The sequence below is a fragment of the Geobacter sp. FeAm09 genome (assembly GCF_008330225.1).
GTDB lineage: Bacteria > Desulfobacterota > Desulfuromonadia > Geobacterales > Pseudopelobacteraceae > Oryzomonas.
Genome location: NZ_CP042466.1, coordinates 1939626 through 1963651, shown reverse-complemented (window position 1 = coordinate 1963651; position 24026 = coordinate 1939626). Strand labels below are relative to the sequence as shown.

At 60.2% G+C, this 24026-nt stretch carries 23 protein-coding genes and 1 pseudogene; all 24 read left to right on the top strand.

The genetic code is table 11. The features are described from left to right. The first annotated feature begins 225 nt into the window (after nt 1–225). The 24 genes and pseudogenes from FO488_RS09280 to fabF all read left to right on the top strand — a co-directional run bounded on the left by FO488_RS09280 (nt 226) and on the right by fabF (nt 24026). A complete protein-coding gene (locus FO488_RS09280; protein WP_149210302.1) occupies nt 226–1503 on the top strand; it encodes a dihydroorotase in 1278 nt (425 codons plus the stop codon). Between the two features lie 15 nt (nt 1504–1518). Further along, nucleotides 1519–1881 carry a DUF488 domain-containing protein gene (locus FO488_RS09275; protein ID WP_149210301.1) on the top strand — a complete coding sequence of 121 codons (363 nt, stop codon included), beginning with the start codon at nt 1519–1521 and terminating at the stop codon, nt 1879–1881. Next, nucleotides 1878–2999 carry a glutamine-hydrolyzing carbamoyl-phosphate synthase small subunit gene (gene carA / locus FO488_RS09270; protein WP_149210300.1) on the top strand — a complete coding sequence of 374 codons (1122 nt, stop codon included), beginning with the start codon at nt 1878–1880 and terminating at the stop codon, nt 2997–2999. Before FO488_RS09275 ends, carA begins: the two co-directional genes overlap by 4 nt. A 183-nt stretch (nt 3000–3182) precedes the next feature. Beyond that, nucleotides 3183–4085, top strand: a complete 903-nt coding sequence (locus tag FO488_RS09265) for a radical SAM protein (RefSeq protein WP_149210299.1) — start codon at nt 3183–3185, stop codon at nt 4083–4085. 18 nt (nt 4086–4103) lie between these two features. Beyond that, nucleotides 4104–4601: a hypothetical protein gene (locus tag FO488_RS09260; RefSeq protein WP_149210298.1), complete on the top strand. Its 498-nt coding sequence runs from the start codon at nt 4104–4106 to the stop codon at nt 4599–4601. Next, nucleotides 4598–4924, top strand: a complete 327-nt coding sequence (locus FO488_RS09255) for a DMT family protein (protein WP_149210297.1) — start codon at nt 4598–4600, stop codon at nt 4922–4924. The genes FO488_RS09260 and FO488_RS09255 overlap by 4 nt, the downstream gene beginning before the upstream one ends. 23 nt (nt 4925–4947) lie before the next feature. After that, on the top strand, nt 4948–8199 hold the full coding sequence (gene carB / locus FO488_RS09250) for a carbamoyl-phosphate synthase large subunit (RefSeq protein ID WP_149210296.1): 3252 nt from the start codon (nt 4948–4950) through the stop codon (nt 8197–8199). Nucleotides 8200–8288: 89 nt separating this feature from the next. Continuing rightward, a complete protein-coding gene (greA, locus tag FO488_RS09245) occupies nt 8289–8765 on the top strand; it encodes a transcription elongation factor GreA (protein ID WP_149210295.1) in 477 nt (158 codons plus the stop codon). 37 nt (nt 8766–8802) lie between these two features. Further along, nucleotides 8803–9003, top strand: a complete 201-nt coding sequence (locus tag FO488_RS09240; RefSeq protein WP_149210294.1) for a DUF1858 domain-containing protein — start codon at nt 8803–8805, stop codon at nt 9001–9003. 120 nt (nt 9004–9123) lie between these two features. Then, nucleotides 9124–9693, top strand: coding sequence for an RNA 2',3'-cyclic phosphodiesterase (gene thpR, locus FO488_RS09235; protein WP_149210293.1), 570 nt, complete (start codon nt 9124–9126; stop codon nt 9691–9693). Between the two features lie 233 nt (nt 9694–9926). Beyond that, the gene (gene recG / locus FO488_RS09230) at nt 9927–12287 is read left to right on the top strand and encodes an ATP-dependent DNA helicase RecG (protein WP_149210292.1); all 2361 of its coding nucleotides are present in this window, start codon (nt 9927–9929) and stop codon (nt 12285–12287) included. A gap of 36 nt (nt 12288–12323) precedes the next feature. Beyond that, a pseudogene (locus tag FO488_RS20645) lies at nt 12324–13297 on the top strand (bifunctional riboflavin kinase/FAD synthetase). A gap of 1 nt (nt 13298) precedes the next feature. Then, the gene (locus tag FO488_RS09220; RefSeq protein ID WP_149210291.1) at nt 13299–14309 is read left to right on the top strand and encodes a lysylphosphatidylglycerol synthase transmembrane domain-containing protein; all 1011 of its coding nucleotides are present in this window, start codon (nt 13299–13301) and stop codon (nt 14307–14309) included. Next, nucleotides 14306–16195: a DUF2723 domain-containing protein gene (locus FO488_RS09215; protein ID WP_149210290.1), complete on the top strand. Its 1890-nt coding sequence runs from the start codon at nt 14306–14308 to the stop codon at nt 16193–16195. The genes FO488_RS09220 and FO488_RS09215 overlap by 4 nt, the downstream gene beginning before the upstream one ends. A 4-nt stretch (nt 16196–16199) precedes the next feature. Then, on the top strand, nt 16200–17063 hold the full coding sequence (gene aroE, locus FO488_RS09210; protein ID WP_149210289.1) for a shikimate dehydrogenase: 864 nt from the start codon (nt 16200–16202) through the stop codon (nt 17061–17063). A 102-nt stretch (nt 17064–17165) separates the two neighbouring features. Further along, nucleotides 17166–17708 (top strand): DUF177 domain-containing protein, encoded by a 543-nt coding sequence (locus FO488_RS09205; protein WP_149210288.1) that lies wholly within the window; start codon nt 17166–17168, stop codon nt 17706–17708. A gap of 48 nt (nt 17709–17756) precedes the next feature. Beyond that, complete coding sequence (gene rpmF / locus FO488_RS09200; protein WP_149210287.1) at nt 17757–17942, top strand: 50S ribosomal protein L32; 186 nt, start codon at nt 17757–17759, stop codon at nt 17940–17942. A gap of 30 nt (nt 17943–17972) precedes the next feature. Then, nucleotides 17973–19010, top strand: a complete 1038-nt coding sequence (plsX, locus tag FO488_RS09195) for a phosphate acyltransferase PlsX (RefSeq protein WP_149212135.1) — start codon at nt 17973–17975, stop codon at nt 19008–19010. Between the two features lie 11 nt (nt 19011–19021). Then, entirely contained in the window at nt 19022–20005 is a 984-nt protein-coding gene (locus FO488_RS09190; protein ID WP_149210286.1) for a beta-ketoacyl-ACP synthase III, read from the top strand. Nucleotides 20006–20074: 69 nt separating this feature from the next. Next, a complete protein-coding gene (fabD, locus tag FO488_RS09185; RefSeq protein WP_149210285.1) occupies nt 20075–21001 on the top strand; it encodes an ACP S-malonyltransferase in 927 nt (308 codons plus the stop codon). 130 nt (nt 21002–21131) lie between these two features. Then, the gene (gene fabZ, locus FO488_RS09180) at nt 21132–21566 is read left to right on the top strand and encodes a 3-hydroxyacyl-ACP dehydratase FabZ (RefSeq protein WP_149210284.1); all 435 of its coding nucleotides are present in this window, start codon (nt 21132–21134) and stop codon (nt 21564–21566) included. Between the two features lie 58 nt (nt 21567–21624). Further along, nucleotides 21625–22362 (top strand): 3-oxoacyl-[acyl-carrier-protein] reductase, encoded by a 738-nt coding sequence (fabG, locus tag FO488_RS09175; RefSeq protein WP_149210283.1) that lies wholly within the window; start codon nt 21625–21627, stop codon nt 22360–22362. A gap of 101 nt (nt 22363–22463) precedes the next feature. Then, nucleotides 22464–22697 carry an acyl carrier protein gene (gene acpP / locus FO488_RS09170; RefSeq protein ID WP_149210282.1) on the top strand — a complete coding sequence of 78 codons (234 nt, stop codon included), beginning with the start codon at nt 22464–22466 and terminating at the stop codon, nt 22695–22697. A 96-nt stretch (nt 22698–22793) separates the two neighbouring features. Beyond that, nucleotides 22794–24026, top strand: a complete 1233-nt coding sequence (fabF, locus tag FO488_RS09165) for a beta-ketoacyl-ACP synthase II (RefSeq protein ID WP_149210281.1) — start codon at nt 22794–22796, stop codon at nt 24024–24026.

The window sequence follows — 24026 nt, the reverse complement described above, 5'->3', positions numbered from 1 at the left end:
GAAACAGCCGCTTTTCCGCCAGCTCGGCGCATCGTTTGTGCGGCATAGCGCCCCTCATCCTATCCTTCTCCCAGAGGGAGAAGAGATACCGTTACCCTCTCCCCCCTGGGAGAGGGTGGCCAAAGGCCGGGTGAGGGCCTCCGCGCGATACCTCGACGGCCTTGATCTGGCGAAAAATCGACTGCTTTCAGGAAATGCATAAACCTATCATTTAGAGGTGACCATATGAATCTTTTGATCAAGAACGGCCGGGTGATCGATCCTTCCCAGGGGTTGGACGATGTGGCGGATGTGCTGGTGGAAGCCGGGCTGGTGAAGGAGATCGGCAAGGACCTGAAGGCGTCTGCCGGTGTGGAAACCATCGATGCGACCGGGAAATACGTGGTGCCGGGATTGGTGGACATGCACGTGCATCTGCGCGATCCCGGGCTGGAGTACAAAGAGGATATCGTCAGCGGTACCAGGGCCGCGGTTGCGGGCGGTTTCACCTCCCTGGTCTGCATGCCCAACACCAAGCCGGCCATCGACAACAAGACCGTGGCCAGCTATATCATCAACAAGGCGGCCACCGAAGGGTTCTGCAACGTCTTCCCGGTCGGCTGCATCACCTACGGCATGGGCGGCGAACGCATGGCCGAGATGGGTGAGTTGAAAGAGGCTGGTTGTGTTGCGGTTTCGGACGACGGCAGGCCGGTGGCCAACGCGGAGCTCATGCGCCGCGCCCTTGAATACGCCCGCGGCATCGGCATTCTGGTCATCTCCCATGCCGAGGACCTGGCGCTGGTGGGGGAGGGGGTCATGAATGAAGGGTTCACCTCCACGGAACTCGGCCTGAAGGGGATCCCCCGGATTGCCGAGGATATCGCCACGGCCCGGGACGTGATGCTGGCCGAATACACCAATTCGCCGCTCCACATCGCCCATGTCTCCACCAGGGGGTCGGTGCGCATCATCCGCGAGGCCAAGGCCCGCGGCGTCAAGGTAACCTGCGAAACCGCGCCCCATTACTTCACCCTGACCGACGATGCGGTCCGCGGCTACGACACCAATGCCAAGATGAACCCGCCGCTGCGCGAGGCCGATGACGTGGCCGCCATCAAGGAGGGGCTCAGGGACGGTACCATCGACTGCATCGCCACCGACCACGCTCCGCACCATCTGGATGAAAAGGATGTGGAGTTCAATGTGGCCGCAAACGGCATCATCGGCCTGGAAACATCGCTGCCCCTCTCCCTGAAGCTGGTGGAGGACGGTATCCTGACCATTAATCAACTGATTGAAAAAATGTCGTTCAATCCCTCTAAAATACTCGGTATTTCACGTGGCAGCCTCCGCGCCGGCAGCGTGGCTGACCTGACCGTGATCGATCCGTCCGTCGAATGGACGGTGGATACGGAAACGCTGGCGAGCAAGTCCCGCAATACCCCCTTTGCCGGCTGGAAGATGAAGGGGAGAGCGGCCTGCACCATCCGGGGCGGCGCTGTGGCTTTTCCCCGGCACTAAACGTCGGAGGGCGCCATGTTGCGGCTCAAGCGGGTATATGAACCGGCGGAAACTGAGGACGGCCGGCGCATCCTGGTCGATCGTCTCTGGCCCCGGGGGATCTCCCGGGAATCGGCCCGGATAGACGCCTGGCTCAAGGAGATAGCGCCCAGCGACCAGTTGCGCCGCTGGTTCGGCCATGCCCCCGAACGATGGGAGGAGTTTCGCAGCCGCTACCGGGAGGAACTCCGGGAACATGCCCCCCTTGTGGAGCAACTGCGCAACGAAGCGGGCGATACGACCATAACACTGCTGTTTGCCGCACACGATAGCGAACGGAACAATGCGGTGGTTCTGAAACAAGTCATCGAGTCTTATCAAAAGGAGTCATACGTATGAAAGCAGTCCTTGCGCTCGCCGATGGGCGCATTTTCGAGGGAAGATCGTTCGGAGCCGGCGGCGAGGCCACGGGTGAAGTGGTTTTCAATACCTCCATGTCCGGTTATCAGGAAGTCCTGACCGATCCATCCTATCGGGGCCAGATGGTCACCATGACCTATCCCCAGATCGGCAACACCGGCATCAACCCCGAGGATATCGAGAGCCGCGGCCTTTTCCTCTCCGGCTTTATCGTCAAGGAGTATATCGACTGCTATTCCAACTGGCGCGCCACCATGAGTCTGGACGCCTACCTCAAGGAAAACAGCGTCGTGGGCATCCAGGGTCTCGACACCCGTGCCCTGACCCGGCATCTGCGGGACAAAGGGGCGCAGAACGGGATCATATCCACGGTCGATTTCGACCGGGAGAGCCTCGTCGGGAAGGCGCGGGCCGTCCCCAGCATGGCGGGTCTGGACTTGGCCAGCGGCGTCAGTTGCGACAAGCCGTACCATTGGACCGAGGGGTTGTGGGATCTGCAGGCGGGGTATGCCCAGGTCGATCCCGCCACCCTGAAATACAAGGTGGTGGCCTTTGATTTCGGCATCAAGTACAACATCCTGCGCTGCCTCGTGGACGCCGGCTGCGACGTGACCGTGGTGCCGGCCGCGTTCCCGGCCGAAGAGGTGCTGGCCATGAATCCGGACGGTATTTTCCTCAGCAACGGTCCGGGCGATCCGGAGCCGCTGACCGGTGTGATCGAAAACCTGCGCAAACTTGTCGGCAAAAAACCGATCTTCGGCATCTGCCTCGGCCACCAACTGCTGGGTCTTGCCCTGGGGGGCAAGACCATGAAACTCCCCTTTGGCAATCACGGTTCCAACCTGCCGGTCATGGACATGGCGACCCGCAAGGTCGAGATCACGGCCCAGAATCACGGTTTCGCCGTCGATCTCGCTTCCCTGGGTACCGTGGCCTGCCTGGGACACGAAAACCTGAACGACCAGACCGTGGAAGGCATCCGCCACTGCGACCTGCCGATCTTCTCGGTGCAGCATCACCCCGAGGCCTCACCCGGTCCCCACGACTCCCACTATCTGTTCGGACGGTTCGTGGAGATGATGGAGAAGTATCGCTAAACACGCACGGCACGGTTGCCGCTTTTACGCCAGATCGGCGTAAGTCTTCGGGAGGTACTTGTGCGGCGTAGCGCCGCTATGCCTCCGCGGCCTCCCTCGACAGCCTTGATCTGACGAAAAATCGGCAACCGATAGGCAAACAAACTGAATGTCAAAAATAGCCAATTTTACTAATAAATAACCGTGAACTATCTAACACTCCATCAATCCGGCGAGTTGTTGAAGCGTGTCCGAACGGCCTATGGCCGTCTGGCCGCCTGTGATATCTGCCCCCACGACTGCGGCGTGAACCGCCTTCGGGGGGAGCGGGGGGTCTGCGGCGCCGGGGCGCACCCGGCAATCGCTTCGGCCAATGTCCATAACGGCGAGGAACCGCCCATCTCCGGCAGCCATGGCTCCGGCACGATCTTTCTCACCGGATGCAGCCTGAAGTGCCGCTTCTGCCAGAATTTTCCCATCAGCCAGATGGGTAACGGCGAGACCATAACGACAAAGGTGCTGGCCGACCGGATGATCAGGTTGCAACGGCAGGGGGTGCACAATATCAATCTCGTCACCCCTACCCACTACCTGCCCCAGATCCTGGCTGCGCTCTACCTGGCCATCCCGTTGGGATTCCGGCTTCCCCTGGTCTGGAACTCCAGTGGCTACGAGAAGGTGGATGCCCTGGCGCTCCTGGATGGTGTGGTGGATGTTTTTCTGCCTGATATGAAGTATGCTGACAGCGAAACAGCGGAACGTATCTCCTCGGCCCCGGGGTATACCGACATCAACCGGCCGGCTGTAGCCGAAATGCTTCGGCAGGTGGGGCACCTGGAACTCGGCGATGAAGGGTTGGCGCTCAAGGGGTTGATTATCCGTCATCTGGTACTGCCGGAAGGTCTGGCGGGGACACGGGAGACCCTTGCCTGGATCGCCGGAAACCTTGGGAGCGAGACCCATATCTCCCTGATGCGCCAGTACTTCCCGGCCCACCAGGCCGTGGATATGCCGTCACTTGGCCGCAAGCTCACCGATGACGAGTACGACGAAGCGCTGGCAGCGCTGGAGGAATTCGACCTGGAGAACGGCTGGGTGCAGGACTGAGCGAAGGGGTAGGGAGCTATGGAAACCGCAAACAACTATTCGGGTGACTGCCCCATTTTTGAGATCTGTGCCAGGATCGAAGCCCAGACCGCGGAACTCTACCATTACTACAGCGAGCTTTTCCGGGAGAATCCCGATGCGGCGCAGTTGTGGCGCAAGACCGCGCTTGAGGAGGAAAACCACCTACGGCAGTTCGAGCTTGCGGACCGGCTCTACCGTAACGCGGGGTTTGCCGTGTCGGTTGACCCGGAAAGAGCGCACCGGGTATGCCATAAGCTGGGTACTCTCCTGTCCCATGTCCGGCAACATCCCCCCGATCTCGAAACTGCCCTCTCCCGGGCCATCGAGATGGAGGAATCCCTGGCCGACCTGCATATGGAGGGGGTCGTCAGGTTTGCGGACGATTCGGTCCAAAAGATCTTCAAGGCCATGATGCGTTTCGATCAGGAACACGTTCAGTCGTTGAAGAGATTCCTGGCCATCGTGGCCCTGGCCCGGACGGAAATGACCGGATGAAAACAATAGGGCTGCTGGTACTATCCAATATTTTCATGACGTTTGCCTGGTACGCCCACTTGAGGAATCTGCGTACCCGGCACTGGCTGATCGCCGTAGCGGTTTCCTGGGGGATCGCATTCTTTGAATATCTGATCCAGGTGCCGGCCAACCGCATCGGTTACGGGCGATTTTCCCTGGCGCAGCTGAAGATCCTGCAGGAGGTCATCACCCTGTCGGTCTTCGTCCCCTTTGCCGTACTGTACATGGGCACCACCCTGACCTGGAACTACCTCTGGGCCGGTTTCTGTCTGGCTGGAGCTGTTTTTTTCATATTTCGCTAATCACGAGAAGGAGTCACGCATATATGCCGAAACGTACCGACATCAAAAAGATTCTCATCATCGGAGCCGGCCCGATCGTCATCGGTCAGGCCTGCGAATTCGACTACTCCGGCACCCAGGCCTGCAAGGCGTTGAAGGAGGAGGGGTTCGAGGTGGTGCTCTTGAACAGCAACCCGGCCACCATCATGACCGATCCGGATTTTGCCGACCGCACCTACATCGAACCGGTAACGCCCGAAATACTGGCCAAGATCATCGAGCGGGAGCGGCCCGATGCCGTGCTGCCCACTCTGGGCGGCCAGACGGCGCTGAACACCGCCGTGGCGGTGGCCGAATCCGGGGTACTGGACAAATTCGGCGTGGAATTGATCGGCGCCAAACTGCCGGCCATCAAGAAGGCCGAGGACCGCACTTTATTCAAGCAGGCAATGGAGAAGATCGGTTTGGCCGTTCCGGCCTCGGGCCTGGCCCATAACTACCAGGAGGCCATGGAGGTCGTCAAGGCGGTCGGGTTTCCGGCCATTATCCGCCCTTCGTTCACCCTGGGCGGCACCGGCGGCGGCATTGCCTACAACATGGAAGAATACGAAAAGATGGCCCTGGCAGGCATTGAGGCGTCGCCCACCGACGAGATTCTGGTTGAGGAGTCGGTCATCGGCTGGAAGGAATACGAACTGGAGGTGATGCGCGACACGGCCGACAACGTGGTGATCATCTGCTCCATCGAGAACTTCGACCCCATGGGGGTGCATACCGGTGACTCCATCACGGTCGCCCCGGCCCAGACCCTGACCGACAAGGAATACCAGATTCTCCGCGACGCAGCCCTCAAGATCATCCGCGAGATCGGCGTGGATACCGGCGGCTCCAACATCCAGTTCGGCATCAACCCCCAGAACGGCCGCCTGGTGGTGATCGAGATGAACCCGCGCGTTTCCCGGTCGTCGGCCCTGGCCTCCAAGGCCACCGGCTTCCCCATTGCCAAGATCGCCGCCAAGCTGGCGGTGGGGTACACCCTGGACGAGATCACCAACGACATCACCCGCGAGACGCCGGCCTGCTTCGAGCCGACCATCGACTACGTGGTCACCAAGATCCCCCGCTTCACCTTCGAGAAATTCCCGGCCGCCGATGCCGTCCTGACCACCCAGATGAAGTCGGTAGGAGAGGTGATGGCCATCGGCCGCACCTTCAAGGAGTCGTTTCAAAAAGCGCTCCGTTCCCTGGAGATCGGTTCTTCCGGTTTCGAGTCGCGCCTGTTCGACCTGGACGCCGAAACCCGCCGGGCCCTGACCGTCAAGGAACAGCACCTGTTGATAGAAAAACTGCGCACCCCCAACTGGGAGCGGCTCTGGTACGTGGGCGACGCCCTGCGCAGCGGCATGACCGTGACCGAGATCCACAAACACACCGCCATCGACCCCTGGTTTTTGCACAATATCCGCCAGATCATCGAGATGGAGGACCGGCTGAAGCAGGTCGAGCCGCACAACGCGGGTGGCGAAACGATGAAACAGATCATTCGCAAAGCCAAGCAGATGGGATTTTCCGACAAGTTCCTGGCGCGGCTCTGGCGAATGGGCGAAGACGATCTGCGCAGCCTGCGCTGGTCCCTGGATGTGCGTCCGGTGTATAAGCGGGTGGATACCTGCGCCGCCGAATTCGTAGCCTATACCCCCTACCTGTACTCGACCTATGAAGAGGAGTGCGAGGCAGAACCGACCGACCGCAAGAAGATCATGATCCTGGGGGGCGGCCCCAACCGCATCGGCCAGGGGATCGAATTCGACTACTGCTGCGTGCACGGCGTCTTTGCCCTGGCCGAGGACGGTTACGAGACCATCATGGTCAACTGCAACCCGGAGACGGTCTCTACGGACTACGACACCTCGGACCGGCTCTACTTCGAGCCGTTGACCCTGGAGGATGTACTGGAGATCGTGGCCAAGGAAGAGCCGGTGGGCGTGATCGTGCAGTTCGGCGGCCAGACGCCGCTCAAGCTGGCGGTGGCGCTGGAGAGGGCCGGCGTGCCGATCATCGGCACCTCGCCGGATGCCATCGACCGGGCCGAGGACCGGGAACGGTTCCAGGAAATGCTCCATAAGCTGGGCCTGCGCCAGCCGGAGAACGGCACGGCCCGTTCCTTCGAGGAGGCCGAGAAGGTGGCCAGCCGCATCGGTTATCCGGTGGTGGTGCGGCCATCCTACGTACTGGGCGGACGGGCCATGGAGATCGTCTACAATGTGGAAAACCTGCTGCGCTACATGACCACCGCCGTTCAGGCCTCGCCCGAGCACCCCATCCTGATCGACAAGTTCCTGGACGAGGCCATCGAGATCGACGTGGATGCCCTCTGCGACGGCAGCGAGGTCGTGATGGGCGGGATCATGGAGCATATCGAGGAGGCCGGCATTCATTCCGGCGATTCTGCCTGCTCGCTGCCGCCGTACTCCATTTCGGCCGATACCGTGGCCGAGATTCGCCGCCAGACCGTCCTCATGGCCCTGGAACTGAACGTCAAGGGGCTCATGAACGTGCAGTACGCCGTCAGGAACGGCGAGATCTACATCCTGGAGGTCAATCCCCGGGCTTCGCGCACCGCACCCTTCGTTTCCAAGGCCACCGGACGTCCCCTGGCAAAGATAGCGGCCCGGATCATGGCCGGTAAGAGCCTCAAGGAACTGGGTGTGCACGGCGACATCGTGCCGAAGCACATATCGGTCAAGGAGGCGGTGTTCCCCTTTGTCAAGTTTCCCGGAGTGGACACGATTCTCGGACCGGAGATGAAGTCCACCGGTGAGGTGATGGGCATCGGCGGCACCTTTGCCAAGGCCTTTGCCAAGTCGCAACTGGGAGCCAATGTGAAGATGCCGTTGGCCGGCAATGCCTTTATCAGCGTGCGGGACGCCGACAAGAAACATGTTGTAACCACAGCTGAAAAGTTGTATAAGAACAGTTTCGGAATCTGGGCGACCGGCGGCACCGCCGCATTTTTGGAAGAAAAAGGGATTCCGGTCCGGCGGATCAATAAGGTTGTGGAAGGGCGTCCCCACGTGGTTGACGCCATCAAGAACGGCGAGATCAGCCTGGTGGTCAACACGACCCATGGAGCCCAGGCTGTGGCCGATTCCTTCTCCATCCGTCGCGAGTCGCTGATGCACGGCATTGCCTATTACACGACGGTGGCCGGCGCCAAGGCGGCAGTGGATAGCATCCTTGCCCTGAAAGCCCAGGATCTGGACGTAAAGACCCTACAGGAATACCTTGAAGAGTAGCGGCCTAAGGCATGCCCTTTTGCCGATTTGTTTTGTGTGCTGGTGCCGATAGTGACAGCATTATCATGTAATTAGGAGCTCGATAGTAGATGTCCCATTCCATACCGTTGACAAAAGAGAGTTTTGAAGCGCTCCAGGAGGAGTTGAAACGCCTGATCCGCGAGGAACGTCCCAAGGTCATTCAGGATATTGCCGAGGCGCGCAGTCACGGCGATCTCTCGGAAAATGCCGAATATGACGCCGCCAAAAACCGCCAGGCCTTTATTGAAGGGCGCATTCAGGAACTGAACGGCAAACTGGCTAGGGCCTATGTGGTGGACCTTTCCGGCATGAAACCGGACAAGGTGGTGTTCGGCTCCACCGTCACCCTGTACGACACCGCCTCCGAGGAAGAGGTCTGCTACAAGATCGTCGGCGAGGATGAGGCGGATATCAAGATAGGCAAGATGTCGTGCACATCTCCCGTTGGCAAGGCTTTGATCGGCCACAAGCTGGATGATACCGTCAAGGTGGTGGTGCCATCGGGAACCAAGGAATACGAGATCATCGACATCAAGTACGAATAACGGGTGGGGTATATCCCTTTTGCGAGGAGAGACGACAATGGCCGGTACGATTACGAAAGATATGACCTTTTTTGAAGTTATGCGCATGTATCCCGATGCCGTGGCGGTGTTGCAGAAATACAATCTGGGCTGCATCGGCTGCATGGGCGCCCAGAACGAAAGCCTCGAACAGGGGGCCAATGCCCACAGCATCGATGTGGAGGCGCTGGTTAAGGACCTGAACGCGGCCATCGCCTGATCCGGCCCGCTCGACCATGCAAAAAGCCCTGGGGAAGACTTCCCCTGGGCTTTTTGCGTTTTGGGAAGGAAGTGGAGTACAATTCAGGAAAACGAAAGAGGTTGTGCACGGGAGGATGCCATGCGGCTCTTTATCGCCATCGAGCTGCCCGCAGAGATCAAGCGGCAACTGGAAAAAATGGACATGAGGATGTCGGGGTGCCGTTGGGTGCCGGCGGAGCAGATCCATCTGACCCTGGCGTTTCTCGGAGAGGTGGACGGCGTCACGCTCAAGCGGTTGACCGGGGCATTGGCGGCGATCCGGGCGCCCGGGTTCACCCTCCGTTTCAGCGGCACCGGCTGCTTTCCCGACCGCCGACGCCCCAGGATACTCTGGGCCGGTCTGGAGCCGCAGCCGAAACTGGACGCTCTGGTCTCCCTGGTGCGCGAAGCGGTGCTGGCCTGCGCCATCCCCCAGGAGGAACGCCCTTTTTCCCCGCACATCACCCTGGCCCGTCTCAAGCTCCCCGCCCCCCGCGAGGTGGAGGCGTTTCTTATGGGCAACCGCGCACTGGAGTTGCCGCCGGCTGACGTCCGGGAGTTTGTCCTCTTTGAGAGCAGTCTGACGTCCCGAGGGGCCGTCCACACGCCGGTAAAGGCATTCCCCCTCGCAGCACGGCCGATATCCGACAAGACCCCACAGGGCACGTGATCTCCCGCGGCCACTGGTGGCAGGCCCCGTTTGATGTGGATTTTGGCGCTGCTATAGTGTATAAATGCACGGTTATCTTTGATTTCACCCATCAGCGCGATTCTGGAAAGTTGCCATCACATTATGGATATCGGCCCAGGCTCTTCAGCATCCTTAACCGTTGTCAGTCCCGCACACCTTTCCGGAAAGGTGCATGAACCCGCCCGAGCCGTCCCGGAATTGAGAGCCGTCCCGTGCCGAAGATAACGCTTTCGCCCGACAACTCCCTGGCCATCCCTCCTGAACTGCTCGATCATCTCGGTATCGGGCCGGGTGGGGCCGTTTCCGTTGAACCGGAGGCGGGAGGGGCCCTGGTGCTCCGCAGGATAGGGGAGGAGCCCCGTTGCGGGGCAGTGAAAGAGACGGGGAAAACGCCGGAGCCGGGAAAGGTTTACCCCCGCGAGGATGGTGCCGCGTTGAAGGAAACCATTGCCCGCAAGAACCTCCAGACCCGCATGCAGTTCATCAAGGGGGTTGGGCCGAAGCTTTCGGAATTGCTGGAAAAGCGGGGGGTCACGACCGTCGAGGATGCCCTCTACCTGTTGCCGCACCGCTACGAGGACCGCCGCGAGCTGACCCCCATTGCCCGCTTGAAACCCGGTTTCAGTGCGGCATTTTCCGGGAAAGTGCTGTCTGCCGACAGCGCTGCCACCAAGAACGGAAGACGCTTCTTCGAGGCCCAGGTGGCGGATGACAGCGGTTCCATCGTGTTCAAGTGGTTCAATGCCAATCCCACCTTCATGAAACGGGTTTGGAAGCCAGGCCGAACCGGCGTCTTCGTCGGCGAGGTCTCCCAGTTCGGCTACCAGCGCGAGGTGCACCACCCGGACGTGGAGTGGCTCGAGGAGGGGAGGGACATCCAGGAGGTCCTGGATGCCGACCCGGTCAACTTCGGCAGGATCGTGCCGGTGTATCCCCTGACCGAGGGGCTGAGCCAGAAGGTCATGCGACGGGTGATGAAGGAGGTGGCGGACGGGTTCCTCGGCTCTCTCCAGGAGTTGATCCCCGCAGCCATCCTGAAGCCCTTGCTGTTGCCCGGCCTGCGGCAATCCGTGCGGGACCTGCACCTGCCGCCGTCCGAGGCCGGACTGGACGAGCTCAACCAGGGGCGCACGCCGGCGCACCGGGCCGTCGCCTTTGACGAATTCTTCTTTTGGGAACTGGGGCTGGCCCTGAAAAAGCGCGGCGTGGCCATGGAGGAGGGAATCGCCTTCCAGGTGACCCATCGCTACACCAAGCAGCTGGCCAAGATGCTCCCTTTTGAGTTGACCGGCGCCCAGCGCCGGGTCCTGTCCGAGATCAAGGCGGACATGATGGCGCCTCATCCCATGCATCGGCTGGTGCAGGGGGATGTGGGGAGCGGCAAGACGCTGGTTGCATTGATGGCGGCGTTGATTGCGGTGGAAAACGGCCATCAGGTGGCCATCATGGCTCCGACCGAGATTCTGGCCGAGCAGCACTGGCACACCATCCACCGTTTTTGCAGCGAATTGGGTGTCGAAACCGTGCTGATTACCGCGGGCATGAAGGGCAAGGCCAAGTCGGAGGCCTTGGGGCGCGTGGCGTCAGGCAGTGCCCAGATCGTCATCGGCACCCATGCGGTCATCCAGGACAAGGTCGAATTCGCCCGCCTGGGGTTGGGGGTCATTGACGAACAACACCGTTTCGGTGTTCTGCAGCGCGGCATTCTTAAAAAGAAGGGCACCAATCCCGACATCCTGGTGATGACCGCTACCCCGATCCCCCGCACCCTGGCCATGACCCTGTTCGGGGATCTGTCGTTATCGGTGATCGACGAGCTTCCGCCGGGCCGCACGCCGGTGGCGACGCGAATCGCCTTCGAATCGCGGCGTCCGCAGGTGTATGACGCGATCCGTGAGGAGGTGCGCCAGGGGCGGCAGGCGTACATCATCTACCCTCTGGTGGAGGAATCAGAGAAATCGGACCTCAAGGCGGCCAGCCAGATGGCCGAACATTTGAGCCGGGCGGTGTTTCCCGAACTGCGCATCGGCCTGCTGCACGGCCGCATGGCGCCGGACGAGAAGGAGGCCGTGATGGGGGCCTTCAAGGCCCGCGAGTTGGACGTCCTGGTGTCCACCACGGTCATCGAGGTGGGAATCGACGTCCCCAATGCCACGGTCATGGTCATCGAACATGCCGAACGTTTCGGGCTTTCCCAACTGCACCAGTTGCGGGGGCGGGTGGGGCGGGGCAGCGCTCGGTCCCGTTGCATCCTTTTGACCGCCGGCAAGTTCTCCGAGGATGGCGAAAAGCGTCTTCGGGTCATGGAATCGACCAACGACGGTTTTCGTATTGCCGAAGCCGATCTGGAGATTCGCGGACCCGGTGATTTTCTCGGTATCCGTCAATCGGGCATGCCCGATTTTCGGGTTGCCAATATCCTTCGCGACGGGAGCATCCTGGAGCAGGCGCGTCAGGCGGCGTTCGGACTGTTGGAACAGGACCCGGACCTGTCGGCGGACGGCCATGGGCCTCTCAAGGAAGAGCTGCTGCGTCGCTGGGGGCAGCGGCTGGAGCTGGCGCTGATAGGGTAGTTTTTATTTCTCAATGGCGAATAGGACGTTTGCGGTATGCGTGTACTGACCGGTTCGGAAGCTTTAAAGAAAAACTTTGACAGTTCCGTTATAACTATTGGAAATTTTGACGGAGTTCATCGTGGGCATGTCGAGCTGCTTCGACAGGTGAAGGCAGCGAGCGCCGCCCGGGGCCTCCCCTCGGTGGTGGTTACCTTCGAGCCGCACCCGCTGGCGGTGCTGGCCCCTGAAAAGGCCCCCGCGCTGATTACCACATTTGCCCAGAAGACGGCCCTCATTGCCGAAACAGGCGTGGATTGCCTGGCGGCGATCAGCTTTACGCCCGAATTCTCCCGGATGCCGGCCGAGGCATTTGTGCGCGACATCCTCATGGGGGGCCTGGGGATGCGCCACATCGTCATCGGCCATGATTACGCCTTCGGGAAGGACCGCCAGGGCAACCAGAAAACGCTGGAGCGACTGGGGAAGGAATGCGGCTTTACCCTGGAGGACATACGTCCGGTCGGGGAAGGGCGCGCCATCTTCAGCAGCAGCCTGGCGCGCCGCCTCATAGGCCGCGGCGACATGCCGGCGGCGGCCGGTATTCTGGGCAGGTATCACGTTATTTCGGGTACGGTCGTGCATGGCCGGGAGATCGGCCAGACCCTCGGTTTTCCCACCGCCAACATCTCGACCCGCAACGAACTGCTGCCCCCGATGGCGTCTATGCGGTCATGGTTGCCGTGGATGGCCGCATCCTGCAGGGTGCCTGCAACATCGGCAACAACCCGACCTTCGAGGGTGGGGTGCGGACCATCGAGGCATTTTTGCTTGATTTTTCCGGTCAGCTCTACGGTCGCGAGATCGCCATCTGCTTTGTGCAGCGCCTGAGGGGCGTGATGAAATTCCCGGATGCGGCGGCGCTCATCGCGGCTATCCAGCAGGATGTGGCCACCACCAGAACCATTCTGGCTGCGGCCGATCAGAGCCTGATCAAGCCCTTGTTTTCCCCGGAACAGATCGGAGAATGACGTGAAACGCACTTTTGACGTGAAGTTCTGGCTGGGAATCGGGATCAGCGTCTTTTTCATGGCGCTGCTGCTGAGGAAGATCGATTTCCGGCAGCTCGGTGCCGCCCTGCGGATGGTGGATTACCGCTATATCGCGCTGGCGGTGCTCTTCACCTTTATCAGTTATTTTCTGCGGGCGGTGCGCTGGCATTACCTGCTGATCTCCGAGAAATCGATCCCGCTGTCGTCGCTCTACCCGGCAACCATTATCGGCTATATGGCCAACAACCTGCTCCCGGCCCGGCTGGGGGAGTTTGTGCGGGCCTATGTCCTGGCCCGGCGTGAAGGAATGGAAACGCCGGCGGTGTTCGCATCCCTGGTAATCGACCGGTTGTTCGACGGCTTTACGGTGCTCCTGATGCTCCTGGCCACCCTGTTCACCCTGCATCTGCCCGGCAATATGGCCGATGCCGAAACGGCGCTCAGAGCCGGCGGCGTGGCCATGTTTCTGCTTTACTGCGGCGTGCTCGTGTTCCTGTACCTGCTGAAACGGCAGACCATGCGGACCCTTAAACTGGTGGCGTGGCTGCTGAAGCCGTTCCCCGGCAGGGTGAGCGAGCGCCTCGTGCCGCTGTTGGGCTCGTTTATCGCCGGCATCCGGCTGTCCAGCCGGGGGGGGCATGTCCTGGCCCTTGTGGCGTCATCGTTTTTCATCTGGATGTTCGCGGTGCTGCCGGTGGATATGACGCTTCGGGGCTTTGGCATTCATCTCCCCATCACCGCTTCCATGTTCATCCTGGTGCTGTTGGTGTTTGCCGTGATGGTGCCGGCTTCTCCCGGCTTTATCGGCACCTACCATTATGCCTGTTTCAAGGGGCTTTCAGCCTTCGGCATCGCCGATGCCACCTCGATCAGTATCGCTCTGATCATCCACGGCACGGCTTTCTTCCCTGTTATCATCGCCGGATTTTATCACCTCTGGAGCGGTGGGATATCACTTGATTCGGTTCGAAAGGCTGGTGAGGCTTCATGAAGAAAAAACTCTCATTCGGTTTTTGGAGATCGCTTCTCCCGGAATGCGTGGATCCGTATCCGATCCTGGCTTTCATCATACCTTTCGGGATCTACATGGCGACCCTGGCCCCTTCGGTGACCTTTTTCGACAGCGGCGAGTTTTTGACCGCCTCCTATGCCCTGGGGTCGGCCCATTCGCCCGGGTACCCCCTGTTTCTCATGTACACCAAACCTTTTACCTGGCTGCCGTTGGGCAATATCGCCTTCCGCATCAATATGGCCACGGCGTTCTCTTCGTCCCTGGCCTGCCTGAGCGTCTACCTCCTCACGCTCCGCATTCTCAAGGACGAACGGATTGTGGAACAGGAACGTTTTGCCGGCTTTGCCGTCAAGGCGGCAGGGTTGGCCGCTGCGCTCGCCTTTGCCGTCACCCCGCGGCTCTGGCTCCAATCCAATCATGACAAACCCTATCCCCTGCTCGCCTTCATTACGGCGGTCATTTTCCTCCTGCTTTTGCAATGGCGCGAGCATTACCGCAACGGCAGCGAGCGCCCGGCCTATGTCTATGCATGCACCTTCCTGGCTGGGATGAGCATGGCGGCCCACCAGTCGGTCGTACTGTTGTTGCCGTCATGGTTTTTGCTGATCGTGCTGGCCGACTGGCGCATGATCCTGAGAGTCAAGGAGTTGATCCTGGCTACGGCCTTTGCCCTGCTGGGGTTTTCCGTACACCTCTACCTGCCGTTGCGGGCAACCCAGAACCCCCTGCTGAACTGGGGGGACCCCAAGACCTACGGACAGTTCATGTGGCATTTCCTGCGCAAGGGGTACCCGGCCGAGCCCCATACCCGCAACGCCTCGCTGTGGTGGGCCCAGATCAAGGCATTCAACATCCCCCACGAATTTACCTGGTTGGGCGGGGCTCTGGTGATCCTGGCCCTGGTATGCCTCTGGCGGAAGCAGAGGGATGTGGCCATCGCCTATCTGGCCGGCGTTGGTACGTTCCTCGCCGTCATAGCCGGCTATTTCAACACGCCGAACGAGACCATCTTTCTGACCGAGGAATTCTTTACCCCGCTTTATCTGCTGAGCGCCGTGCTGATCGGCATCGGCCTGTTTCATCTGCTCGGGTTCGCGCTACGCAGGGCACGGCTGCCCGAACGCTACGACATGCGGGTGTATCTCCTGGTGACGGTCATGTTTTTTATGCTGCCGGTATCCTTGTGCGCCGTGAACTATTACGAGAATGACCAGCACGACAACTACATCGCCTATGACTATGCCACCAATTCCCTGCGGTCACTGCCCCAGAACACGATCATGTTCACCTGGGGCGATAGCGGCGCCTTCCCGCTCTGGTACCTGCAAGGGGTCGAACGGATGCGCGAGGATGTGGACCTGCCCCATACGCCCCATCTGGTATTCGGCTGGTATCTCGACTCCATGCCGAGGGTTTTCCGGAACTCCGCCCTGAAACAGCTGGATGTCCAGAGCCTGGACCCTGAAGCCTGCCTGCGTGTAGCCATTGCCGAGGAAATCGGTGTGCGGCCGGTGTATGTTGACTTTTCGACCCGCTATTCGGTTTCCTTCAATGAATATGTTCCGGTCCAGAAGGGGCTGGTCTACCGTATGCGCCGCAGCTCCGAGCCGGTGGGGCTACCCGATATTTCGGTGTGGGAAAATTACAATAACCGTGGCATTCTGGAGAAGATTTCGTTCCTCGACCTGGACACCGGCAAGGCAATCCTGATCTATGCTTCCAGCTATCTTGAGGCCGGCGATTTTCTGCTCAGTGTGGGCCGCTCCGCTGAAGGGATGCGAATGCTGGCAATGGCCGGGCAGATCGCACCGGAGCTGCAGGCCAATATTCAACAGGTGCTCATGCGCTACGGCATGGCGAGGTGACGGGGTGTTTGCCTCTCTGAGCGGTTCCTGCAAGGTTTACGGTATCATCGGCCATCCCGTGTGCCACTCCCTCTCCCCGGCCATGCAGAATGCCGCCCTGCAGGAGGGCGGTCTTGATGGCGTCTATGTTCCGTTCGATGTGCCGCCGGAACGCCTGGGCGAGGCTGTCGCCGGCCTGGGCGCCCTCGGCGTCAGGGGGGTGAACGTGACCATCCCTCACAAGACCGCCATCATACCGTATCTTGATGGACTCGACGAAAGCGCCGCCGCCGCGGGCGCCGTCAATACCGTCAACAACGAGGGCGGACGCCTGATCGGCTACAATACCGACGGCGACGGCCTGGTCAGGGCACTGGCCGAGGAATGTGCCTTTATTCCCGAGCAGCGCACCGTGGTCATCATCGGCGCCGGCGGCGCGGCCCGCGGCGCCATAGCCGCCATCTGCCGGGCCGGCGCCCGGCGGATCATCGTTGCCAACCGCAGCCGGGACCGGGCCGAGGCCCTGACCGAAGCCCTGGGGGAACGCTATCCCGATGTGGCCCTCGTGGTTGCGGACTACGGTGGTCGGGTGACGGCATCGCTTCATGAAGCCGACCTGGTGGTGAACACCACGTCGCTGGGCATGCACGGCGAAGCCATTGCGGGGCTCGACCTCGGGGCGCTGCCCCCTGAAGGCGTGGTCTACGACATGGTCTACGCACCGCCGGTCACGCCGCTGCTCCACGAGGCCCGGCGGCTGGGGGTGCGCCACGCAAACGGACTGGGGATGCTGGCGGCCCAGGGGGAGTTGGCCTTTCGTATCTGGACCGGGACCATGCCGCCCGCGGGGCTCATGAGGCGTATCCTCGCCGGAATATGCGCATCCTGACTCGGCTTGGTTGTAATTGTCTTGACAAACCGGTCGCGTTGCATATACTAACTAGCTTTCTATTTTAAGCGCTGTTGTTGGGCGACGGATACGGATTGATGCATGAAAATCAGTGTTGACCATATTCAGGAGAAAGCGCTTACTATACAGATAGATGAGCCGATCGACACCTTTCCGGTGCTTTCGGGGATGCAGGCCGACGGGACGTGCGCCTTCACCGGCCCTGTCAGGGGCCAGATCAGCGCCATGCGTGAATATGACCATCTGCGGATTGCGGGTAATGTCACGGTGCCGGCAACCTTTACCTGCTCCCGGTGTCTCGCATCCTATGAAACGGAGATCGCCTCGGGCTTCACGATCTTTTTCCGCAAAGGCCCACTGAGCCAGGAAAGCGACGAAGAGGAGACCGAGCTGAATGATCAGGACCTCGTCTCGGCCACCTACAGCGGCGATGAGATAGACCTTACCCATGAGGTGGAAGAGCAGGTCGCCATGGAGGTTCCGTTCAAGCCGCTGTGTAGTGAAACATGCAAAGGGTTGTGCCCGACGTGCGGGATAGACCTGAACCAGGGAGACTGTTCCTGCGGACGCGATGAAATTAATTTCAAGTTCAGCGCCTTGAAGGATTTCAAGGTTTCCCGATAATCATCAAGGTGACGGCGGTGCCGTTCCACCGAAAAAAGGAGAGTCGCTATGGCAGTACCCAAGAAGAAAACCTCCAAATCCCGGAAAAATATGAGAAGGGCTCACGATTTCCTGACGTCACAGTCGGTTTCGTCCTGCCCCCAGTGCAAATCTCCCAAGCTTCCCCACCGCGCATGTCCGACGTGTGGCACGTACAAGGGCAAAGAAGTCATCGATCTTTCTTCGGCTCAGTAAGCGCTGCCGTCCGTGTTACTACCGGGAATGATGAGAGTTGCCGTTGACGCAATGGGAGGGGATAACGCCCCATCCGTGGAAGTCGCCGGAGCCGTTGCCGCGTGCCGTGAATTCGGCATAGCCATAACCCTGGTGGGTGATCGTGCCAGGCTTGAGGCCGAGTTGACCAAACATCAGACAAATGGCCTGGATATCGATATCTTCCACGCCAGTGAAGTTGTCGGGATGCACGACTCCGCCTCTGATGCGGTGCGCAAGAAGAAAAACTCTTCCGTACGCCTGGCGTTCGAACTCGTCAAGGAAGGGAAGGCCTGCGCCGCAGTCAGTGCCGGAAACTCCGGCGCCACCATGGCGGCGGGCATGTTCGTGCTCAGGCGCATCAACGGTATCGAGCGCCCAGCCATCGCCCAGATATTCCCCACCCTCAAGGGGCAGACCCTCGTGCTGGATGTGGGGGGCAACGTGGATTGCAAGCCGCAGCACCTGGCCCAGTTTGCCATCATGGGTGAGGTCTACGCCCACTATGCCATGGGGATTACCAACCCGGCCGTCGGTCTTTTGTCCAACGGCGAGGAGGATTCCAAGGGCAATGAACTGACCCGTGAAACCAACGCCATCCTGAGGGAAACGTCGCTCAACTACGCCGGCTATGTAGAGGGGCGCGACATCTTCAAGGGCACGGTGGAAGTGGTCGTTTGCGACGGTTTTGTGGGAAACGTGGTGCTCAAGCTGTCCGAGGGACTTGCGGAAGCGGCCGCCAGGATGCTGAAGGAAGAGATCGTCAAGAGCTGGGTGTCGAAACTCGGATATCTCTTCGTGCACGGCGCATTCCGTCGTTTCAAGAAGATCGTCGACTATGCCGAATACGGCGGTGCCCCCCTCCTGGGCATCAATGGCGTGGGCATGATCTGCCATGGTGGTTCCAATATCAAGGCGATCAAAAATGCCGTACGCTTTGCCCATGACTACGCCAAAAGCGGCGTCACCGAGCGGGTGGCGGAGAAACTGTCGGAAAACAGCATGGTCAACACGCAGCGCGACGGCCTGAAAAACCAGGCGGCCGCATGAAGGAGCATGCCATGTCGGGAGCCCGGATCACCGGAACCGGTTCCTCTCTGCCGGATAAAGTCCTTACCAATCACGACCTGGAACAGATGGTCGAAACCAGTGACGAGTGGATCACCACCCGAACCGGCATCAGGGAGCGCCGTATCGCCGTCGAGGGCGAATACACCTCTACCTTTGCCGCCGAAGCCGGCAGACGCGCCCTTGCCATGTCCGGGATTGGCGCCGATGAGCTCGACCTGATCATTCTCGGCACCGTCACCCCCGATTTTCCCTTTCCGGCAACCGCCTGCATCCTGCAAAAGGAGCTTGGGGCGCATAAAGCGGCAGCGTTCGACCTCTCTGCCGCCTGCTCCGGCTTTCTGTACGGCTTGTCCATCGCCACGACCCATATTCGCGCCGGCATGGCAAAGAAGGCCCTGGTCATCGGAGCCGAGGTCCTGTCGCGCGTGGTCGATTGGACCGACCGGAACACCTGCATCCTTTTTGGAGACGGGGCCGGGGCCGCAGTGGTGGAGGCCTGCGCGGACGGGAACGGCATCCTCTCCACCCACATATTCAGTGACGGTTCCCACTGGGACCAGCTCTATCTGCCCGGCGCCGGGAGCAGGAACCCGGCTTTCAATCCGCGCACCATTGACGAGCGCCTCTATTATATCCGCATGGAGGGGAACGACGTCTTCAAGCATGCCGTGCGGGCCATGGAAGAGGCCGCCTCCGCCGCCCTTGCGGCAAACGGCATGTCGCCTTCCGATATATCGCTGTTCATTCCCCACCAGGCCAATCGCCGCATCATCGACGCAACCGCCAAACGCCTGGGGCTACCTGAGGAGCGGGTATTTGTGAATCTTCACAACTACGGCAACACGTCGGCCGCATCGATTCCGATCGCCCTCGACGAGGCAAACCGCTCCGGCGCCATCAAGGCTGGCGACATCATCCTGATGGATGCCTTTGGCGGAGGGTTTACCTACGGTTCCGCCCTGGTACGCTGGTAGCCTGCTTCCCCCGAATTTGGATCAGACACGGAACCAAAGGATATTTTTATTCATTGAAAGGTGTCTCTCATGAGTAAAACCGCTTTCATATTCCCCGGACAGGGTTCCCAATACCCGGGGATGGGCAAGGAACTGGCCGAGGCCTTTCCGGTTGCCCGCCGGACCTTTGAAGAGGCTGACGATGCCCTTGGCATGAAGTTGTCCGCCACCTGCTTTGCCGGCAGCGAAGACGAACTGAAATTGACCGCCACAACCCAGCCCGCCATCCTGACCACCAGCATCGCTATCCTGCGGGCGGTCGAGCAGGAAACCGGGCTCCATGCCGACTATCTGGCCGGACACTCCCTGGGCGAGTATTCGGCCCTGGTCTGTTCCGGGGCGCTTGGCTTTGCCGATGCCGTCAGGACCGTCCGGGCACGGGGCACCTTCATGCAGGAAGCGGTACCGGTCGGCACCGGTTCCATGGCCGCCATGCTGGGCATCGAACGGGACGTGCTTGAGGATATCTGCCGTGAGGCGGCTCAGGGAGAGGTCGTGGCGCCGGCCAACTTCAATTCGCCCGGCCAGATCGTGATCGCAGGCCACAGCAGCGCCGTGGGGCGCGCCATCGAGATCGCCAAAGGGCGCGGCTTCCGGAAGACCATGCTGCTGCCGGTCAGCGCCCCGTTCCATTGCCCCCTCATGAAACCGGCTGCCGAGCGGCTCGCCGGGGTACTGGAGGCGGTTGCGGCCAATCAGATGAGCCTCCCGGTGGTCGCCAATGCCGATGCCGCGCCGAATGCCGACAATGGCCGCGTAAAGGAGCTCCTGGTAACCCAGGTCTGCGCTCCGGTGCTGTGGCAGCAGTCGGTAACGGGCATGGTGGAGCAGGGGGTCACGCGGTTTGTGGAGATCGGTCCCGGCAAGGTGCTGTCGGGTCTGGTGAAGCGGATTTCCAAAGAGGTGGAAACGGCAAATATCGAGGATAGTGCCGGCCTGAAGGCGCTGACCGCGTAGTACCGATTTCAAAATCAAGGCGGTGAGGCTTGAGGCGACGAAGGTGTACGGAGTCGTGCGTCGGGGAGCCGAAGACGAGAGAGCGCCTTGATCTGGAATCGGCTTAGCCGTAATCACGCAGGGAGAAGCTATGCTCGATATCAACGAGATCATGAAGGTCTTGCCGCATCGTTATCCGTTTTTGCTGGTGGATCGCATTGAAGAGGTGGAAACGGGCAAGCGCATCGTCGGCATCAAGAATGTCACCATCAACGAGCCGTTCTTCCAGGGGCACTTTCCCGGACACCCGGTCATGCCGGGGGTGCTGCTCATCGAGGCCATGGCCCAGGTTGCCGCGATCCTGGCCTATGTCTCGTCGGACGAAAGCGTCCGCTCCAAGGTCACCTATTTTGTGGGTATCGACAACGCCCGGTTCCGCAAGCCGGTCGTTCCCGGCGACCAGCTCCGCCTCGAACTCGAGGCTGTCGGCTGCAAACGGGGCATATGGAATTTTACCGGCAAGGTGCAGGTGGCCGGCAAACTGGTTGCCGAAGCCGACCTGAAGGCTACGTTTGCCGACAAATAGATAGATATATGTACTCACTTCAGCGCCATGCGCTGCTGAAAGAAGAAAGGAGTAGCTAATGCCAAAGGATAGAATAGCTGTCATCACGGGCGCATCCCGTGGGATAGGCCGGAGCATCGCCCTGGCCCTGGCCGCACAAGGAGCTACGATCGTTGCCGTCGACATGGACCAGGCCGCAACCGACGCCATTGTTGCCGAATTGAAGGCTGCCGGCGGGAAAGCTTTGGGGGTTGTGGGGAACGTCACCGTCCCTGAGGATGCGGAACGGATGATCGATGCCGCCATGGAGGCTTTTGGACGGGTCGATATCCTGGTGAACAACGCCGGCATTACCCGTGACGGCCTTCTCGTGCGCATGAAGGAAGAGGATTGGGATGCCGTGCTTACGGTCAACCTGAAGGGGGCGTTCCTGTGCACCCGTGCCGTTTCCAAAGTCATGACCAAGCAGCGTTACGGCCGGATCATCAATATCGCATCGGTGGTCGGCCAGATGGGCAATGCGGGTCAGGCCAACTACTGTGCCAGCAAGGCCGGCCTGATCGGGCTGACCAAGTCCAATGCCCGGGAGTTGGCCAAACGCAGCATTACGGTCAACGCCGTTGCCCCCGGTTTCATCGCCACCGCCATGACCGATGCCCTCTCGGACAAGGTGCGGGCCGAACTGACCGCTCAGATCCCCCTGGAGCGCCTGGGCAGCGCCGACGATATCGCCAATGCGGTGGTATTTCTCGCCAGCGAGGCATCGGGCTACATCACCGGACACGTGCTTTCCGTCAATGGCGGGATGTACATGTAGGCAACAAATAAATCTTTGACTTTTGATTCGTTCATTGTTAAGAAGCTGTAGCTCAAATCGACTACGACCTGTTACGGGTTACTACAACACGGAGGTGAAAGATGTCTGACATTGCAAAGCGAGTAAAGGAAATAGTTGCAGAGCAGCTGGGTGTGGAAGAGGTTCAGGTGGTTCCCGAAGCCTCCTTCATGGATGACCTTGGCGCCGATTCCCTGGATACCGTCGAACTGGTCATGGCCCTTGAAGAGGAATTCGACATCGAGATTCCCGATGAGGACGCCGAAAAGATCCAGTCCGTTCAGGACGCCATCGACTACATTACCGAGCACAGCTAATACGGACGACCGATTACGAAACAGGGGAGGGGAGAGACTCCCCTCTTTTTGTTTATCCGGTTCCACCCCGTCATTATCTACCAGGAGCATACAATTATGAGAAGAGTCGTAATTACCGGTGTTGGGGTCGTTTCTCCTCTTGGATGCGGCAACGCGAAAAACTGGGATGCGCTTATCAACGGCCGTTCCGGTATCGACCTGATTACCCGCTTTGACGCCTCGGCCATGCCGGTGCGCATTGCCGGTGAGGTCAAGGATTTCAACCCCGAGGATTTCATTGAAAAGAAAGAGATCAAGAAGATGGATCTCTTTATTCAGTATGCGTTGGCAGCTTCTCACTTCGCCATGGAGGACTCCGGTCTGGCCATCACGGAGGAGAACGCCGAGAGGGTAGGGGTGCTCGTCGGGGCCGGTCTTGGGGGGCTGCCGACCATCGAGAAGTACCATACGGCGCTTCTTGAGGGGGGCTACAAGAAGATTTCCCCCTTCTTCATCCCGATGCTGATCATCAACCTCGCCCCTGGCCATATCTCCATAAAGTATGGCGCCAAGGGACCGAATATCTCTTCCGTTTCCGCATGCGCCACGGCCACCCATTCCATCGGCGACGCCTACCACATCATCAAACGGGGTGACGCCGACGCCATGATCGCGGGGGGGACCGAATCAACGGTGACGCCGCTCGGCATCGGCGGGTTTTCCGTCATGAAAGCGCTCTCCGACCGTAACGACAACCCGCAGGCGGCCTCGCGCCCCTTCGAAAAGAATCGTGACGGCTTTGTCATGGGCGAAGGCGCCGGTATCGTGATCCTGGAAGAGTACGAAGCCGCCAAAAAACGCGGCGCCAAGATCTATGCCGAGGTCGTGGGCTATGGCCTGACCGGCGACGCCTATCACCTGACCGCTCCGGCGCCGGATGGCGAGGGCGCCGCGCGCTGCATGAAGATGGCCCTGGACAATGCCGGGGTCAACCCCGAACAGGTCGGCTACATCAATGCCCACGGCACTTCGACGCCCATGAACGACCTGTACGAAACCATGGCCATCAAGCGCGTCTTCGGCAACCATGCCCATACGGTGAAGATTTCCTCGACCAAGTCCATGACCGGCCACCTTCTGGGCGCCGCCGGCGGTATCGAGGCAGTGTTCAGTTGCCTGGCCATGGAGAAGGGCGTCATTCCGCCGACCATCAACTTCGAAGAACCGGACCCGGAATGCGATCTCGATTACACGCCCAACACCGCGTGCGAGGCCAGGATCGAATACGCCATGAGCAACAACTTCGGTTTCGGCGGTACCAACGCCTCGCTGCTCATCAAGAAGGTATGA